13 protein-coding genes and 1 tRNA gene are annotated in these 17070 nt (G+C 60.1%); 10 read left to right on the top strand and 4 right to left on the bottom strand.

The genetic code is table 11. The annotated features are described in order from the left end of the window. Positions 1-6 precede the first annotated feature (6 nt). The 3 genes from NCR35_RS10185 to NCR35_RS10175 all read right to left on the bottom strand — a co-directional run bounded on the left by NCR35_RS10185 (position 7) and on the right by NCR35_RS10175 (position 2044). Complete coding sequence (locus tag NCR35_RS10185) at positions 7-498, bottom strand: peptidylprolyl isomerase (protein WP_244846768.1); 492 nt, start codon at positions 496-498, stop codon at positions 7-9. A 73-nt stretch (positions 499-571) separates the two neighbouring features. Then, positions 572-1150, bottom strand: a complete 579-nt coding sequence (locus tag NCR35_RS10180; RefSeq protein ID WP_206466594.1) for a peptidylprolyl isomerase — start codon at positions 1148-1150, stop codon at positions 572-574. A gap of 93 nt (positions 1151-1243) precedes the next feature. Beyond that, the gene (locus tag NCR35_RS10175; RefSeq protein WP_250534267.1) at positions 1244-2044 is read right to left on the bottom strand and encodes a tetratricopeptide repeat protein; all 801 of its coding nucleotides are present in this window, start codon (positions 2042-2044) and stop codon (positions 1244-1246) included. Positions 2045-2507: 463 nt separating this feature from the next. Here NCR35_RS10175 and cysS point away from each other — a divergent pair, with 463 nt between their 5' ends. From cysS to NCR35_RS10130, 9 genes are all read left to right on the top strand, one after another. Then, entirely contained in the window at positions 2508-3905 is a 1398-nt protein-coding gene (gene cysS / locus NCR35_RS10170) for a cysteine--tRNA ligase (RefSeq protein WP_250534266.1), read from the top strand. Positions 3906-3952: 47 nt separating this feature from the next. Continuing rightward, positions 3953-4993, top strand: a complete 1041-nt coding sequence (locus NCR35_RS10165) for a DNA-3-methyladenine glycosylase family protein (RefSeq protein WP_250534265.1) — start codon at positions 3953-3955, stop codon at positions 4991-4993. A 127-nt stretch (positions 4994-5120) separates the two neighbouring features. Beyond that, positions 5121-6092: an acetyl-CoA carboxylase carboxyltransferase subunit alpha gene (locus tag NCR35_RS10160; RefSeq protein WP_244846761.1), complete on the top strand. Its 972-nt coding sequence runs from the start codon at positions 5121-5123 to the stop codon at positions 6090-6092. A 52-nt stretch (positions 6093-6144) separates the two neighbouring features. Further along, positions 6145-7572: a tRNA lysidine(34) synthetase TilS gene (gene tilS / locus NCR35_RS10155; protein ID WP_250534264.1), complete on the top strand. Its 1428-nt coding sequence runs from the start codon at positions 6145-6147 to the stop codon at positions 7570-7572. A gap of 339 nt (positions 7573-7911) precedes the next feature. Continuing rightward, on the top strand, positions 7912-9162 hold the full coding sequence (locus NCR35_RS10150; RefSeq protein WP_175944160.1) for an aspartate kinase: 1251 nt from the start codon (positions 7912-7914) through the stop codon (positions 9160-9162). A 176-nt stretch (positions 9163-9338) separates the two neighbouring features. Next, positions 9339-9431 (top strand) — tRNA-Ser (locus NCR35_RS10145). A 107-nt stretch (positions 9432-9538) separates the two neighbouring features. After that, the gene (locus NCR35_RS10140) at positions 9539-11194 is read left to right on the top strand and encodes a site-specific integrase (RefSeq protein WP_250534263.1); all 1656 of its coding nucleotides are present in this window, start codon (positions 9539-9541) and stop codon (positions 11192-11194) included. A 66-nt stretch (positions 11195-11260) separates the two neighbouring features. Next, positions 11261-13174 carry an ATP-dependent nuclease gene (locus NCR35_RS10135; RefSeq protein WP_250534262.1) on the top strand — a complete coding sequence of 638 codons (1914 nt, stop codon included), beginning with the start codon at positions 11261-11263 and terminating at the stop codon, positions 13172-13174. Positions 13175-14071: 897 nt separating this feature from the next. Continuing rightward, positions 14072-14656: a recombinase family protein gene (locus NCR35_RS10130; protein WP_250534261.1), complete on the top strand. Its 585-nt coding sequence runs from the start codon at positions 14072-14074 to the stop codon at positions 14654-14656. 48 nt (positions 14657-14704) lie between these two features. Here the strand turns inward: NCR35_RS10130 and NCR35_RS10125 are convergent, their stop codons facing one another. Next, complete coding sequence (locus NCR35_RS10125; protein ID WP_250534260.1) at positions 14705-15160, bottom strand: hypothetical protein; 456 nt, start codon at positions 15158-15160, stop codon at positions 14705-14707. Positions 15161-16211: 1051 nt separating this feature from the next. Here NCR35_RS10125 and NCR35_RS10120 point away from each other — a divergent pair. Then, complete coding sequence (locus NCR35_RS10120) at positions 16212-17012, top strand: hypothetical protein (protein ID WP_250534259.1); 801 nt, start codon at positions 16212-16214, stop codon at positions 17010-17012. Positions 17013-17070 lie beyond the last annotated feature (58 nt).

The raw sequence follows: 17070 nt of genomic DNA, 5'->3' as shown, positions 1-17070 counted from the left end.
GAACGATCAGACCACCACGGCCTTCTCGATGATCACGTCATCGACCGGCACGTCCTGGTGGAAGCCCTTCGAGCCCGTCTTGACCTTCTTGATCTTCTCGACGACATCCAGCCCTTCGACGACGCGGCCGAACACGGTGTAGCCCCAGCCTTGCGGCGTCGGCGACGAGTGGTTCAGGAAGTCGTTGTCCTTCACGTTGATGAAGAACTGCGCCGTGGCCGAATGCGGGTCGTTGGTGCGCGCCATCGCGACCGTGCCGGTGTCGTTCGTGAGGCCGTTGTTGGCTTCGTTCTGGATCGGCGCGTCGGTCGGCTTCTGCTTCATGCCCGGCTCGAAGCCGCCGCCCTGAATCATGAAGCCGTCGATCACGCGATGGAACACCGTGTTGTCGTAGTGGCCCTTCTTCACGTAGTTGAGGAAGTTCTCAACGGTCTTCGGCGCTTTTTCCGCGTCGAGTTCGAGCTTGATGACGCCGTGGTTCGTATGCAGTTCGACCATGTTCTTTCTCCGGTGTGTTGAATGAGCGCGATGCGCGGCGCGCGACCATCGCGCGCCGCCGCGAGTGTTCGTGTTACTGGGACACCACGGTGGCCGACTCGATGACGGTCGGCTTCTGCGGCACGTCGGCCATCGGCCCGCGCGTGGTGGTCGGGCTGCCTTCGATCTTCTTCACGACATCCATGCCCGACACCACCTTGCCGAACACGGCATAGCCGTTGCCGTCCGGGTTCGGATAGTCGAGGCCGGCATTATCGACCGTATTGATGAAGAACTGCGCCGTTGCCGAATTCGGATCGCTCGTGCGCGCCATCGCGATGGTGCCGGTCGCGTTCTTCAGGCCGTTGCGGCTTTCGAGCGGAATCGGCGCGCGCGTGGGCTTCTCAGCAAAGCTCGTGCTATAGCCGCCGCCCTGAATCATGAAGCCGGGAATCACGCGATGAAAGATCGTGCCGCTGTATTGACCGGACTTCACGTAGGCGAGAAAGTTCTCGACCGTCTTCGGCGCCTTCTCGGGATACAGCTCGACGCGGATGTCGCCTTGCGACGTCTTGAAGAGCACGTTCGGATGCGCGGCCTGCGCGCTCTGAGCGAAGGCGGGGGCTGTCGCAATCAGGGCGGCGCCGGACAGCGCCAACATCAGCAATTTCATGAAGGTCCAATCCTCGATTGATGTATGCAAAGCGTCGTGCAATCGCGCGGCGCAGGACGGCAGCTTACCGCCTGCGCGCGCGGGTTCTCCTGCTTACGGCTGGCCGTTGGGCGCGACGTAGGGCGACGTGGGCAGCGGGCCGCTCGGGCCGCCGAACGGCGAATAGCTGTCGGGCGAGGGCATCGTCGTGACGTTGGAGCCCGGCGCGGGCGTCCACAGATCCGATGCCGCGCGCGGCGCCGACGCCGCCTGCGCGCCCGAAGCCGCAGCCGCTCCGCGCTTTCTCGGCGGCGGCGTGATGATGTTCTGGATGGCGGTCACGCGCTGGCGCGTGAGCGGGCTCGTCGAGCCGAGCGACTGCGCGCGCTTGTACGATTCGCTCGCGAGCCGCAGATACAGATCGCCGAGATTGTCGTAGGCGAGGGCATAGCCGGGATTCGCTTTGACGGCCGTTTCCAGCGCGACGCGCGCATCTTCGTAGCGGCCTTTCTTCGCGTACAGCGCGGCGAGATTGTTGTACGGCTCGGGCAACTCGGGGTAGGCCTGCGTGAGTTCGGTGAACGCGGTGATGGCTTCGTCGTCGCGATTCAGACGCGCGAGCACCGTCGCGCGCTTGAACTTGGCCTGCACGTCGCGCGGATGCGTGGCCAGGCGCGCGTCCAGTTGCGTGAGCGCGGCGTTCCAGTCCTTGCCGGCGATGGCGGCGTCGATCTGCGGCGTATCGTCCGCCGTGGCCGTCGATACCTGCGCGAGCGCCGCGTTCGACCAGCCGAAGCATGCGGCAACCCCGAAGACGGCGACAGCGGCGGTGCGCGCAAGCGTCGCGGCAAAGCGTGAGCGGAATTGGAAAAGGAAGCGATCGGCAGCGGGCCGGCGAGAGAATTGCAAAGGCATGCGCGCTTGGGCGTGGGTCACTTGAATATGGGTCAAGGAATGAGGCGGGAAGAAACCGAAGATAGCCGAGATAGCGGAGCGCGGGCTGCGAACGACCCGCGAAGCGACTGCCGGGCGACACGCGAAACACCATGAACGGCGGGGCCGAGAGCGAAGCACGAAGCACGCGTCACATTGCCCGCCGTGCGGCCGCCTGGAGGTTTCATGGGCTCAAATCCGGGTGTTATACTCCGACCCATTCTAACAAAAGGTCCGGGCGTTCCGCGCACGCGTCTTGCACACGACATACGCTCGTGCTCACGCGCTGCCGACATCGGACTGTCTTCGCCACTCGTGGCCGTCTCCGTCCTGGTCGCATGACCGTCGTGTTCGCGCTCGCGTGTGCGTCTTCTTCGCCCCGCAATATCGAGCACGCCGTTTGCGACTCCACGCACGGTTGGTTCCGGCTCACGCACTGTCCTCTATGAATTCGCTGCGCATCTACAACACGCTCGCGCGTGACAAGCAACCCTTCACGCCGCTTCGCCCCGGCGAGGTACGCATGTACGTCTGCGGAATGACGGTCTATGACTATTGTCATGTCGGCCATGCGCGCGTGATGGTGGTGTTCGATCTCGTGCAACGGTGGCTGCGCACGCTCGGCTACAAGGTCACGTACGTGCGCAACATCACGGACATCGACGACAAGATCATCCGCCGCGCGGTCGAGAACAACGAGCCGATCAAGTCGCTCACGCAGCGCTTCATCGCGGCGATGCACGAAGACGCCGATGCCCTCGGCGTCGCGCGTCCGGACCTGGAGCCGCGCGCCACCGACTTCATCCCGCAGATGCTCGGCATGATCGATGCGTTGGAGGCCAACGGCTACGCGTATCACGCGACAGACGGCGACGTGAACTACGCGGTGCGCAAGTTCGCGGGCTACGGCAAGCTCTCGGGCAAGTCGCTCGAAGACCTGCGCGCGGGCGAGCGCGTCGCGGCCAACGATGCAAAGGAAGATCCGCTCGACTTCGTGCTGTGGAAGCGCGCGAAGCAGGGCGAGCCCGCGGACTCGGGCTGGGACTCGAAGTGGGGACGCGGCCGTCCGGGCTGGCATATCGAATGTTCGGCCATGGCCTGCAAACTGCTCGGCGAGCATTTCGACATTCACGGCGGCGGTCAGGACTTGCAGTTCCCGCATCACGAGAACGAGATCGCGCAAAGCGAAGGCGCGACCGGCCAGACCTTCGTGAACTACTGGATGCATAACGGCTTCGTGCAGATCGACAGCGAGAAGATGTCGAAGTCGCTCGGCAACTTCTTCACGATTCGCGAAGTGCTCGAAAAATTCGATGCCGAAGTGGTGCGCTTCTTTATTGCGCGGGCACACTATCGGTCGCCGCTGAACTACAGCGACGTGCATCTCGACGATGCAAGGAACGCACTGACGCGTCTATATACGGCGTTGAAGGATGTCGAGCCGGACAATCAGCAACTTGACTGGGACGAGGCGAACGCGCAGCGTTTCCAGTCTGCGATGAACGACGACTTCAACACGCCGGTGGCCGTGTCCGTGCTGTTCGATCTCGCAAGTGAAGTCAACCGCACGCGCGATGCCGCGCTCGCGCGCCAGCTGAAGGGCCTGGGCCAGGTGCTCGGTTTCTTCGGCCGCGAGCCGCGCGCCTTCCTGCAGCAAGCAGGCGGCACCGCTGCGGCAGAAGGCCTTTCGCCGCAAGAGATCGAAGCCAGAATCGCCGAGCGCATCGCCGCGAAGCAGGCGAAGAACTATGCCGAAGCAGACCGGATTCGCGCCCAGTTGCTCGAAGCCGGGATTGCGCTTGAAGACAAACCGGGTGGGTCGACCGAATGGCGTCGCGTTTGAACGCGCACCTTCGAACCCTCTGATCGACTCGCCAGGCAGGAGGCAAGATGGCAACGGCCAGGAAGACGCCGGTCAAGCGACCCGCGTCAGGAAGTGCTGCGTCGCCCGCAACGAAGCGGACGCGCGGTGCGCAATTGAACGCAAGCACGCAGACCGCTTTGCAGACCGCTGGTGCCTCGACCGCAGCGCCGCGCAAGACCGCGCTCAAGCGGGCATCGAAGGACACGGCAGGCGCGCACGTGAACGGCGCGCGCCGCGTCAATGGCGAGGATGTCTCGGCGCGGACGTCGAAGGCTGACATCGCGCCCGCGCCGCGAACGAAGGGCAACGGCCGCGCATCCGCGAGCGATGCGGCGAACGCGCAATCGCTCGTCGCGGACAAGGAGCCGGGCGAAGTCGTCCGCAAGTCGCGCGTGGTCACGGCCGATGCCGCCGTGCCCGCGCAAGTGGGCGGTCTCACGCGCGAGATCGAGCGTCCCGATTACTGGGACAAAGCCTGCGCCGATCTCATGAAGCGCGACCGCATTCTCAAGAAGCTGATCCCGAAGTTCGGGCAGATGCACCTCGTCAATCTGGGCGATCCGTTCTCGACGCTCGCGCGTTCGGTTGCCGGACAGCAGATTTCGGTGAAGGCCGCGCAAGCCATCTGGGAGCGCGTGAAAACCGCGTGTCCGACCATCTTGCCGGCGGATTTCATCGCGCTCGGCGCGGAGAAGCTGCAAGCGTGCGGCCTCTCGAAGCGCAAGACCGAGTACATCCTGGATCTCGCGCAGCACTTCGTCTCGGGCGCGCTGCACGTCGATACATGGGCGTCGATGGACGACGAAGCCGTGATCGCCGAGCTCACGCAGATTCGCGGCATCGGCCGATGGACGGCGGAGATGTTCCTGATCTTCAACCTGTCGCGCCCGAACGTGCTGCCGCTCGACGACCTCGGCCTCATTCAGGCGATCAGCGTGAATTACTTCAGCGGCGAGCCGGTCACGCGCAGCGAAGCGCGCGAAGTCGCGGCGAACTGGGAGCCGTGGCGAACCGTCGCGACGTGGTACATGTGGCGCAGCCTGAACCCGATTCCCGCAGACCACTGATTCGCAAGCGCATTTGCCGGGCTATCGTTGATTTATAATTGATAGTTCCCGCGCGTTTTTAACAGGGACGGAGGCGGTTAGAATAGACGCCCTTGCGCCCCTGCCCGTTGTTCAAGGACTCGAACACATGAAGACCACGTTTCTGGATTTCGAGCAGCCGATCGCTGAACTCGAAGCGAAGATCGAAGAACTCCGCTTCGTTCAGGACGATTCCGCTGTCGACATCTCGGAAGAAATCGAGCGGCTGTCGAAGAAGAGCCAGCAGCTCACCAAGGATTTGTACGCCAACCTGTCGCCGTGGCAGGTGTCGCAAATCGCGCGTCATCCGCAGCGTCCGTACACGCTCGACTATGTGAGCGAACTGTTCACCGACTTCCACGAACTGCATGGCGATCGCTCTTTCGCGGACGACCTCGCTATCGTCGGTGGCTTCGCGCGTTTCAACGGGCAGCCGTGCATGGTGATCGGCCATCAGAAGGGCCGCGACACGAAGGAGCGCGCGCTGCGCAACTTCGGCATGCCGCGTCCGGAAGGCTATCGCAAGGCCGAGCGCCTCATGCGCCTCGCCGAAAAGTTCAGTATGCCGATCTTCACGTTCGTCGATACGCCCGGCGCGTATCCGGGCATCGGCGCGGAAGAGCGCGGGCAGTCCGAAGCCATCGGCCGCAATCTGTTCGTCATGGCCGAACTGAAGACGCCGATCATCACGACGATCATCGGCGAAGGCGGCTCGGGCGGCGCGCTGGCCATTGCCGTCGCCGACACCGTGATGATGCTGCAGTTCTCCACTTATTCGGTCATCTCGCCGGAAGGCTGCGCGTCCATCCTGTGGAAGAGCGCGGCGAAGGCGCCCGAAGCGGCCGAGGCGCTCGGTTTGACAGCGCATCGGCTGAAGGCGCTGGGACTCATCGACAAGATCGTGAACGAGCCGCTCGGCGGCGCGCACCGCGATCCGAAGGGCATGGCCGCGCTGCTGCGCCGCGCGCTCGCCGATTCGCTGCGTCAGTTCCAGGGCATGAGCATGCAAGACTTGCGCGATCGCCGCTTCGACAAGATCATGGCCTACGGCAAGTTCAAGGAATCGATGCCCGGCGCATGATCGCGCCGTCCTGACGTTTCGTCCTTCCTTCTTCCTTCTCCTCACGATTCTCGTGACATCCGACAGCGAAACCACGGCCGGCCGCCTCGTGCTCGAGGCGGTCCGCGCGGCAGTGGCCGATGCCGGACTCGCCGCTGATTCGCTGCTCGCCGTCGCATTGAGCGGCGGCCTCGATTCCACCGTTTTGCTCGATGCCGCCGTGCGCGTGTTCGGCGCGGCGCGCGTCGTCGCGTTCCATGTGCATCACGGCTTGAGTCCGAACGCCGATGCCTGGGCCGCGCACTGCCAGTCGTTCGCGGCATCGCTCGGCGTGCGTTACGCGGCGCGCCATGTCGACGTCATGCGCGCGGGCGGCGAGAGCCTCGAAGCCGCCGCGCGCGATGCGCGTTATCGCGCGCTCGACGAACTCTGCGACGCGCACGGCGCGGCGGCGCTCCTGATCGCGCATCACGCCGACGATCAGGCGGAGACCGTGCTGCTGCAATTGCTGCGCGGCGCGGGCGTCGCCGGTCTCGCCGCGATGGCGCCGCAGCGGCTCGACGGCGCGAACGTGCCGCGCCTGCGACCGCTCTTGCGGCTCTTGCGGGCGCAACTGGAGCAGTACGCGCACGAGCGCGACTTGAGCTGGATCGACGACGAATCGAACGCCGATACCCGCTACGCGCGCAACGCGCTGCGCCACGACGTGCTGCCGGTGCTCGCCGTGCATTTCCCCGGCTTTCGCGATGCGCTCGCGCGCACGGCGTCGCACGCGGCATCGGCGCAGCGGCTGCTCGACGATCTGGCGCGTCTCGACATGGACACCGCGCAGAGCGAAGAGGAGGGCGCGCTCGCACTCGACGCGCTGCTCGCGCTCGACGACGAACGCGCCGTGAACGTGCTGCGCTACTGGATGCGCACGCGCGACTTGCCGGCTGCATCGACGGCGCGCGTCGCGGATATGCTGCGCCAGCTCCGGCATGCGGCGAACGCGCGCGACGGTCATGCGCTGCGCGTCGATCACGCGGGGCGGTGTCTGCGCGTGTATCGCAACGCGCTCTTCTGGGAGAGCGGCGACAGCGCGGATGCGCCCGACTTCGATCAGGGCGCGGCGGTGCCGAAGGCGCCAAGCGAATTGCACTGGCAGGGCGATGAAGTCTGGCGGCTGCCGCAGTGGCGCGGCTCGTTCGTGTTCGAGCCGGCCGCGTTGCCCGGTGTCGATGTCGTCGCGGAGGGCTTGTTGCGCGCGGCGCCGATCGTCGCGCGTTCGCGTGCCGGAGGCGAGCGCATGCGCCTTTTCGCCGATGCGCCGAGCCGCACGCTCAAGAACCTGTTTCAGGAGCGCGGCGTGCCGGCGTGGAAGCGCGACGTGCCGCTGCTTTTCATCCGCGATGCGCTTCTTTTCGTGCCGCTCGTCGGCGTGAATCGCGAAGTGGCGCCGGAGACGGCGAATGCGCCGTTGCGCCGCATCGTCTGGCGGCCGGATTTGCTGCTGGCCTGAGGTCCGCCACGGAGCGGGCTGCGAAGGCGGTAAAATAGCGCGCTTCGCCGCCCAATCTTGAAATTTCGGCCTCGTTCGGGTACCGTAACTCGTTTGCCCGCCACGCGCTTTGCGCGGCATCTCCGTTCAAAAGACGCGAATTTCGCCCGTGATGCGCCGCTTGCGCCCTTGCGCGCACAAGTCACTCTACGAGTGCCACTCCCGGGCGGGCATGCGGCGGCACCCGCGTATCGTTGCTGGCTTTCCCTATCCCCGAAGCCGTCGAGCGCAACGCCATAGCAACACGAGCAGCACGCATCGAGCGCGTCAGCGCGGTTTTCCCTCCAGTTCAAAACGACAATGGCACTCATCGTACACAAATACGGCGGCACTTCGATGGGCTCGGTCGAGCGCATCAAGAACGTCGCCAAGCGCGTCGCCAAATGGCACAAGGCCGGCCACCGAATGGTCGTCGTGCCCTCGGCGATGTCCGGCGAAACCAACCGCCTGCTCGGTCTTGCAAAAGACATCACGGCGAATCCGGACCCGCGCGAACTCGACATGATTGCCTCCACGGGCGAGCAGGTGAGCGTGGGACTTCTCGCCATCGCGCTGCACGCCGAAGGCCTCGACGCCGTGAGCTATGCCGGCTGGCAGGTGCCCATCAAGACGGACAGCGCGTTCACGAAGGCGCGCATCAGCGAAATCGACGGCGAGCGCGTGCTGAAAGATCTCGACGCGGGCAAGGTCGTGGTCATCACGGGCTTTCAGGGCGTCGATCCGGAAGGTCATATCGCCACGCTCGGGCGCGGCGGGTCGGACACGTCGGCGGTCGCGATCGCGGCGGCGCTGAAGGCCGACGAGTGCCTGATCTATACCGACGTCGACGGCGTCTACACGACCGACCCGCGCGTCGTCGAAGAGGCGCGCCGGCTGGATCGCGTGACCTTCGAGGAAATGCTGGAAATGGCGAGCCTGGGCTCGAAGGTCCTGCAGATCCGCTCGGTGGAATTCGCCGGCAAGTACCAGGTGAAGACGCGGGTGCTGTCCAGCCTGACCGATCCGCTCATGCCGCTCGAGGCCGAGATGCACTCGGGCACCCTGATTACTTTTGAAGAAGACGAGAACATGGAAAAGGCAGTTATCTCCGGCATCGCGTTCCAGCGCGACGAAGCGCGCATCGCGGTCATGGGCGTGCCCGACAAGCCGGGCGTCGCGTATCAGATTCTCGGTCCGGTGGCCGATGCGAACATCGACATCGACATGATCATTCAGAACCAGAGCGTGAACGGTAAGACCGACTTCACGTTCACGGTGGGCCGCGGCGATTACCAACGCGCGCTGGAGATCCTGAACGGCCAGGTGAAGGGCCACGTGAACGCGGAGACAGTGCTGGGTGATCCGAAGGTGTCGAAGGTGTCGGTCGTGGGCGTCGGCATGCGTTCGCACGTGGGCATTGCGAGCACGATGTTCCGCACGTTGTCGGAAGAGGGCATCAACATCCAGATGATCTCGACTTCGGAAATCAAGATCTCCGTGCTGATCGACGAGAAGTACACCGAGCTCGCGGTTCGCGCGCTGCACAAGGCGTTCGAGCTGGATCGCGGCTGAGCGCCTGACCGGCCGGCCGGGCGGCTTCGTACCTTGGGCACTGTTGCGGTTCGGCTGTCGGCGAGATTCGAATTTGATCGATTGGAAAAAATCGTCATGCGAATTTGACCGCTGCGGCTGAACAGGCTATTATCTCGATCTCGTTGCACTGTACTCCCGGTGCAACGAAAAGTTTGGGAGACGTGGCCGAGAGGTCGAAGGCACTCCCCTGCTAAGGGAGCATCTGGCTAAAAACTGGATCGAGGGTTCGAATCCCTCCGTCTCCGCCAGCGTTGTATGAAGCCCTTGATTTTGCTGGGAAACCAGTCGATTCAAGGGCTTCACCATTTCTGCACTGTACCACCGGGCGTACCGAATGGCGTATCATTTGGGAGCCATGAAGCCAGTGAAGAAATGTCCGTATGTGAGGCAAAGACCGGGAAGCTTGGTCTTTCATTTCCGCATGAAAATCCCCTTGGACTTGCGCGACCACTACCGCAAGCCCTCGGGCGAGTTCTCTTTTTCCCTCCGCACCTGTGACCTCACGGAAGCGAACCGCTTAGCCGTGGAGCATGCTGCCCGCTATGAGCAAGAGTTCGCAGCGCTGCGCCATGCTAAACAGCCACGGGGCGTTACGTATCTCACTCCGCTTAACGCTGACGCGCTAGCTAGCACACTCGCGAGCGGCATCCATGCAGCCATTCTCCAGCTTGATGACCATGTGAGAACCGAAGGCTTTGCAAAGAGCGAGGTGGCACGAGCCCTTGGCGTCTCCTCTCTGCGGATTGGGCCAGAGCCTACTCCAACGGAAATCTTCGACGGCTGGAGCTCGAATATCGACAAGGCCCTCGCCGCCGCACGAAAGGCTTATGCCATCGGGGACAGTCACCTCATTGATGCGCAGCTCGATACGTGGATGCGCGAACACAACGTTATAGCGAATCGTGACAGCGACGAGTATCAAAAGCTCCGCCGCACTTTCCTGACCGAGTACATGCAAGCCCTAGAGGGGCAGCAGAAGAGGAACCAAGGCCACCGGGTGGACTCGCCAGCCGTGCCTTCGGAGCTCAGGGAACTTGGCCGCGAGGTACATGCAGGGCTTGAGGAGGAAGACCTGGGCGCAACCCTAGATTCCCTTCTGGAGGCATGGGAGGCTGAGCGAGGGGGCAATGGGAAGACGCGTCAGTCAGTTCGTTCAGCCTTCGAGGAGTTCAAGGGCATCACTCGCCAAAGCCGCGCGAAGGCTGTGACGAAGGCGGTCGCAGTTGCCTATAAAGACGAGCTGTTGACCAAGGTCAGCGCGGCTACGGTAGAGAAGAAGCTGGGCTTCATCCGCGCCGTCTTCAATCTCGCAGAGGACAACTCCCGCATCGACAGCAACCCGCTTAAGGGCGTGAAGGTCTCGATGCCGAAGAACCGCCAGAAGTCCCGCGTGCAATTTGAAGCGGAGGACCTAAGGCTGATGTTCTCTCAGCCTCTTTTCGTCTCGAAGGTGTTACCGGGGGGTAGGCAAGCTGGGGGCATCGCTGCTTACTGGATTCCCCTTGTGGGCCTCTTTACGGGTGCGCGGCTCGAAGAAATTGGCCAGTTGCATGTCGCCGACATCAAGCAGCGGGACGGTATCTGGTTCATCGACATCAACAACGAAGCGGACAAGAGCGTGAAGAACGCTCCGTCAGTCCGTGAGGTCCCCATCCATGCCGAGCTGCTGCGCTTAGGCTTTCTCGAATACGTGCAGTCACTGCCTCCGGGCGGCATGGTCTTCCCGCTTCTCTACCGGGCAAGCGATGGAAAGCTGACCAATAACTTCTCGAAGTGGTTCGGAAAGTGGAAGAGGGCTGTAGGGATCACCGATGAGCGGAAGACCTTCCACTCGTTCAGACACGGATTCGCCACCGCATGCAGGGCCGCAGAGGTTCCTACGGGGACCCAGTACGGGATTACGGGGCACACGGACGGCAGCGTGGGGGGCACGTATGGAGTGGTGCCGTTGAATGCTAAGGCGGCAGCGATGAGAAGGATTTCCTTCGACGGCCTCCCTGAGTTGCGTTAACGCCTCTCCGATACTAATCGAATAGCGGTCGATTCGGCATTTTCAATTGAGCAGATAGAGCCAAATATGAAACTACTAAGTGTGCGCGTCGAGAATGTTAGAAGCTTCGCCGATGAGCAGGTTCTTCGCTTAGACGGCGACATTTCGATTATCATCGGACCGAACGGCAGCGGGAAGACGAACCTGTTGGACGCCATATTTGTATCATTGAGGCGGCACATTTTCGTATCGTGGGTAGCGCCAGAGGATTCGCGAGAACCTGGGCGGCCCATGCGCTTTCGTTTTCAGCGGAACGACCAAATCAATCATACTCAGCTTCACAAGCATACCGACCTTGCGAACAGAGACCAAGTAATAACTTTCGAGATACAGGTCACGCAACAAGACGTTCAAAACATGGAGCGAATCGCCAAGAAGCGCGACGTTCTCTCACGTTTCTTGGAATACCGATATAACGGCGTCAGCCTTCCAAGTGTCGAGCGTTGGTCGGAAGGACATCCGCCCGTTGGGCGCGTTATTAATTTCGTGGTGAGAAACGGAAATATACAAGCTTTGAACGGCGCGGCTGAAAATGTCTACTTTGATTATCTTTCAAACTTTGATTGGATAGCTCACCTGTTGGCTGAATCAGATGGCGAGACGTTGCCCATGCCAATGCTTCTTTTTCCGGCTGTTCGTTCTAATAGCGGATTTACGCCAGACATTAGCCTTATGAACTTTAGCGAGGCGGAAATCAAAAAGCAGGTAGATGCGACCCATTCGGGAAGCGCAGGTGCGTACACTCACCTCGCTCTCGGACGTATCGCTCAACGTTATCGTGCGTTGCTAGAGACGGTAGGAGCAGATGCGATGCAAGCTATATTGCAAACTCCAGAGCTTCGCATGTTGGATTCGATGTTGACCCGAATTGGTTACACATGGAGACTCCAATGTACGAACCCAAATCAAAATCAATATTCGATTGTTCTGAAAAAGGAAAGCAGAGAGTTCTTGGTTAACAATGCGTCGTCTGGCGAGAAGGCGTTGCTGACTTATCTTTTCGCCATCTATGGATTGAACGTCCGCGATGCTGTTGTTTTTATCGATGAACCAGAGCTTCACCTCCATCCAAGGTGGCAGAAGATTTTGATGGAGCTTTTCGAGTTGCTTTCCAAAGAAACAGGGAATAAGTTCCTTTTGGCTACACACTCCCCCACCTTTGTTTCACCGGAGACCATTACGATGGTATCACGGGTGGTGATGCAGGAAGGGTGCAGTAAGATCATTCGACTTCGAGATACTACCCTACCTGATGCGCGTCTTTTGTTTTCGATTATCAATAGCCATAACAATGAATCTCTTTTCTTCGCGGACAAGGTTGTATTGGTCGAGGGTATATCCGATAGGCTATTCTTTCGAAAGTTGTTTGCCCGTTTTATGCCGAAGGATAAAAGAGCACAGGCGATAGAGGTTGTAGCGGTAGGAGGTAAGGGATATTTTGACTCTTATAAGAAAGTCCTTTCAGCTTGTGTGGTTCCGCATTGTCTTATAGCCGACCGAGACTATATCGACCAAGTTGGCACCGAGAAAGTTAAAAAACTATTTAAGCTTGACGTGAGAGAGGTAAAAAAAGACGTAATAGATAATATAAAGAGTAAGGACGGGGAGGCACTTGTGAATGCCATCGAAGCTGCTATGGCTTCGGGGAATTGGGGCGAGGCAAAGGATACATGGGCGTATATAAAGTCTAAGCGAGTGATGCTGAAAGACAGGCTGGACGACAATGAGCAGGCGCTTTTCGATCAATTCTTAGCGGAGAAGCGGGTCGAGAATATATTCATCCTGAAACAAGGGGCTTTGGAGGCTTACTTACCTGACGGGTTTCTCTCCAAAGACGTTGAGAAGCTAATAAGCTTTCTCGATTTCCCCGATTTTTACGAGCGCCTCCCTGATGTTGCGCAACGCGAATTGAAGGCTCTTTGCAGTGCAGTACTGGAGTAGCGCGATTACGTATGTTCGGGGTAGGGGTGATTTTTGCTGTGACCGATGTTTCATTGGTAACTCCATTACCGTTGCTATGCCTCGAAGATTCTGGCTAAAAATTCCGAGCAGTTATCTGATATAGGTTTGGGCCGCACTTCCCCCCCGTGGCCCCCTCAATTCCCAGCGTGCGACCTGGATGCGCGTCAGTGGTACCCGTGGATACCCGCGACCAAGCCGGGCGCGCCTCTAGCAGTGCCGCAAGCCCTCCGCATGCTCTAAACTATCGCGCGTCTGTTTTCGATGAGTGATCACGTATGGAAAAGATTTACCAATCAGTGTCATGAGGCGAGTGGTGGTTCAGCGTGGTTTTCGTCGGGGTACTCGTGGGTGTAGCAGGGACGTTTGCAATCCGCGCGCTTGACTACGCAACATCGCGGCTCGCTACCGCTCGTTCTCAGAGGGCCAAAGCAGCGCGCGCGAAAAGAACTGCTCAGGTGGAAGAGCTTCTCGAATTTCGTCATCAAATTCCTTTTGCTCTGTCAGACCGCAACGGGCACCAACTGACCGCGCTTTGGTTGGCTGCGATTGGAGTTCCTGCGCTCGGGACCGCATCTATCATCACCACGTTCGCGGACCGACTCGGCGTGCCAACGGCTGGCTACGTGCTGGGGTATGCCTTGACAGGAGCGGGCGGGCTAATGATCCTCCTAGCTTTTGCGGAACAGTTTCGTGCGCTTCGGTTGACCCTCCTCCTTATTGAGACTAGGGGGGCTCTCACGGTAGAAGCCATTCGACAATCGGTTGGTACGAAATTGACCGATTCCGTACAGGGCTGAAAGGGCTGTCCGAAAAATAGCTTGTAAACCATTCGGACAGTCTTTATGATTCGGACATCCTTTTCGAACAGGTGTCCACATGTCCCGAGTCTTCGCCTATTGCCGAGTCTCCACCACGGAGCAGACCACTGAGAACCAACGCTTGGAGATTGAGCGGGCCGGTTTCTCCATCGAACCGAAGCGCCTCATCGAGGAGTCCATTAGCGGCTCAGTAGCTGCCTCCGAGCGGCCAGGCTTCTCCAAGCTGGTGGACCGCATGGAGTCGGGAGACATCCTAGTGGTGACTAAGTTAGACCGCCTGGGCCGCAATGCGATGGATGTACGGTCCACGGTCGAGGCTCTTACCGAGCTCGGAGTGCGGGTTCATTGCTTGGCCTTGGGGGGCGTGGACCTCACCAGCCCTGCAGGGAAGATGACGATGGGTGTGCTCAATGCAGTAGCAGAGTTCGAGCGGGACCTTCTCATCGAGCGGACCAACGCAGGGCTCATACGGGCCAAGGCCGAAGGGAAAACTTTAGGCAGGCCTTCAGCCCTCACAATGGTCCAACAGCAGGAACTAGCCAAGAGGCTTGCTAGCGGTGAAGCGGTGGCGGCATTGGCTAGGGAATTCAAAACCAGCAGGCAGACTGTCATGCGGCTGAGAGAGAAGGCAGCAGGCGCGTAACGAGAGAGGGCCGGGACTAACCATCCTAGCCCTTTTCTTTTCTGGGACCTACACAATCTTGAGCTTGTTGTCTTTCTTCTCGATGGCCTTGCCCTTGGGGAGTGATAGGTACTTGGTAGCTTCCTCTGGCGTCAGACCGAAGGTAAACGTGAGTGCGCCTCGCGAGGTGCTTCCGATGCCATACCCGCTCAGCGCGGAGAGCCCGTTGAACTGGACATCAGATATGGTGCCGTCATTGCAGGTGACATGGCCAACGCCAATCTTCGCACCTGTGTAGCGGAAAGAGCCCATGCACCTAAGCGATTCGTTGACGGTCGACGCCATCTCGATTGTGCCAGTCCGGTCCATGTAGCCGGTTGCCGTCCCGGTGAACAGGTCATCATGCAGCATGGCAATGACTGGTGCTGTTGCTGAAAACAAGCCCATGCGGGCTCCGGATTCGTTGGCACATCCCGCAACTGCAACGGCAAGCGATGTCAGAAGCAACCCCCGAGTCATCTTCATTTTGGCCTCTATTGTTTCGTTCTTGTCCGAGGAGTGTAGCCATACACTCACGTATTGAACAGTAGGGCGTGACAGCGGTTTACCGCGCAGCGTAAACTTCGGCCTTCTTCCTTTTTGCGCATTGATAGATGACCGAGATTACCCAACCAACCCCGGAGCAACTCAGGGAACTCATCCGCCGCCATAACGTGACCCGTAGCGAAGCCGCAGCTATGGTCCATGTAAGCCTCAACGCCTGGCACAAGTGGAGTGCTGCGGAGGGCACGGTGGACCATAGGGCGATGCCGCTGGCCGCTTGGGAACTCCTCCTGCTGAAGCTAGGCGAACACCCAACGAAGAAACTTGTTGACGCATAACCCCATTGGGGGTATTCTGTTTGAACGGTAGCGCATCGGGCGCACCATAACTTAGCGAGTTAAGCCATGTTCGAATTCAGCATAACCACCAAGCATCTCAGCATCGAGTGGTTTCAGAAGTCCTTCTACCTCCGCATCATGCGTCGAGAGCTCACCTGGGTACATCCTGACTACGGGTTTGAGAGCTTCGGTGGCTTCCTCGGATTCCACCTTTCCTAAGCTCCCCGCAGTCCCCAATAGAAGCGCCTTCCGGTCATCGGTTGGCGCTTTTTGCTTTGTGCTTCCGACTTCCCGCAATGTCTTTCCTGATAAGGCCGTGCGGGATTTTATGCGTCTAAACCCTCACTATCGGATAAAGACTGCCCATCGCGTCGCCGCAGTAATCCCCTTGCTAGCCGCTTCCGGCGGTCGAATTTCAACCTATAACCTACCTATAGCAGGTAGCCGATTCTGGCTGAACTGTTTTCGTGTATGCGTGAGCACACCTGTTTTTTCGGGATTCTCCCGCGCTATCCCTATTTGAAAACTCAGTTTGGCCCTGTGCCAATCCCCTGAGCGCCTTTACTGGCAACCCTCAGCGGTCATAAGGCCACCCTCGCATTTCCCGTTAGTCCTTTTCCATTCGTGACGCTCCTTCATCGGGCGGGTGTCGCCACGTCCATATTCGCCCGGTTCCATTTTATTCACCGACCACCATGCCCCCTAACGACACGCAGCAAATTTCCCCACGGGGCCAAGCAGCTCCTAGCGGCCTGCAGGTAACCTACCAACCGCAAGAGCGGACCATTGACACCTATTCCGGTGGAGGGCAGCCCGATGCCACGCTTATGGGCTTGGTCGATGGCCTGAAGGCTTTCAATCCCGCGCTCTCCCAATACGCTCAACTCCGTAATCAGGAGAACGCCTCGGCAGCATTCAAGGCGGGCACTGCCCAGGGCGAGCTCTCCGATGCTGGCCTCACTGATGCGCAGACAGGCGGCATCAAGGTCCCGCCCCCTGCTGACAGCTACAAGGTGGACCCTGCATTCTCGGAGGCTTTCGCTGCTGGCTATCGCAGTTCGGTTGGTCTCAAGATTGGGAGCCAAGTCCAGAATGACATTCTCTCAGCCTACGCCGAGCACAAGCAGCAGGATGGATTCGACCCTGAGCAATTCCTGCATGAGCAGGTAGCACAGCACACCGCAGGGCTCACCGACCCCGCCATCATTGAGCAAGTCGCGAAGAACGTTGTACATACGGCTGAGCAGGTCCGCTCTGACTTTGCCCAGGTGCAGCTTACGCGCCTCAAGGAGACCGCCAACGGCAACCTTTCGGCAGGAGCGGATTCCGTCATCACTCCCACGGCAACACCTCAGCAAATTTGGGATGGCCTACGGAACACCGTGGAACCCTTGCGCGGTCAGCTCGGATTGGTAACGCGGCCTGAGCTGGCGAACATGATGCTGGACAAGCTGAGCGCATTGTCTTCCAAGGCAGGTGTGAACTTTCGCCGCTAAGGAGCCAAACCGTTTTCGGCATAAAGGCGCCGGGGACTTTTCGGCGTTTAGGCGCCAC

This window comes from Caballeronia sp. AZ10_KS36, assembly GCF_023631105.1.
GTDB lineage: Bacteria > Pseudomonadota > Gammaproteobacteria > Burkholderiales > Burkholderiaceae > Caballeronia.
This window is presented reverse-complemented; position numbering and strand designations above follow the sequence as displayed.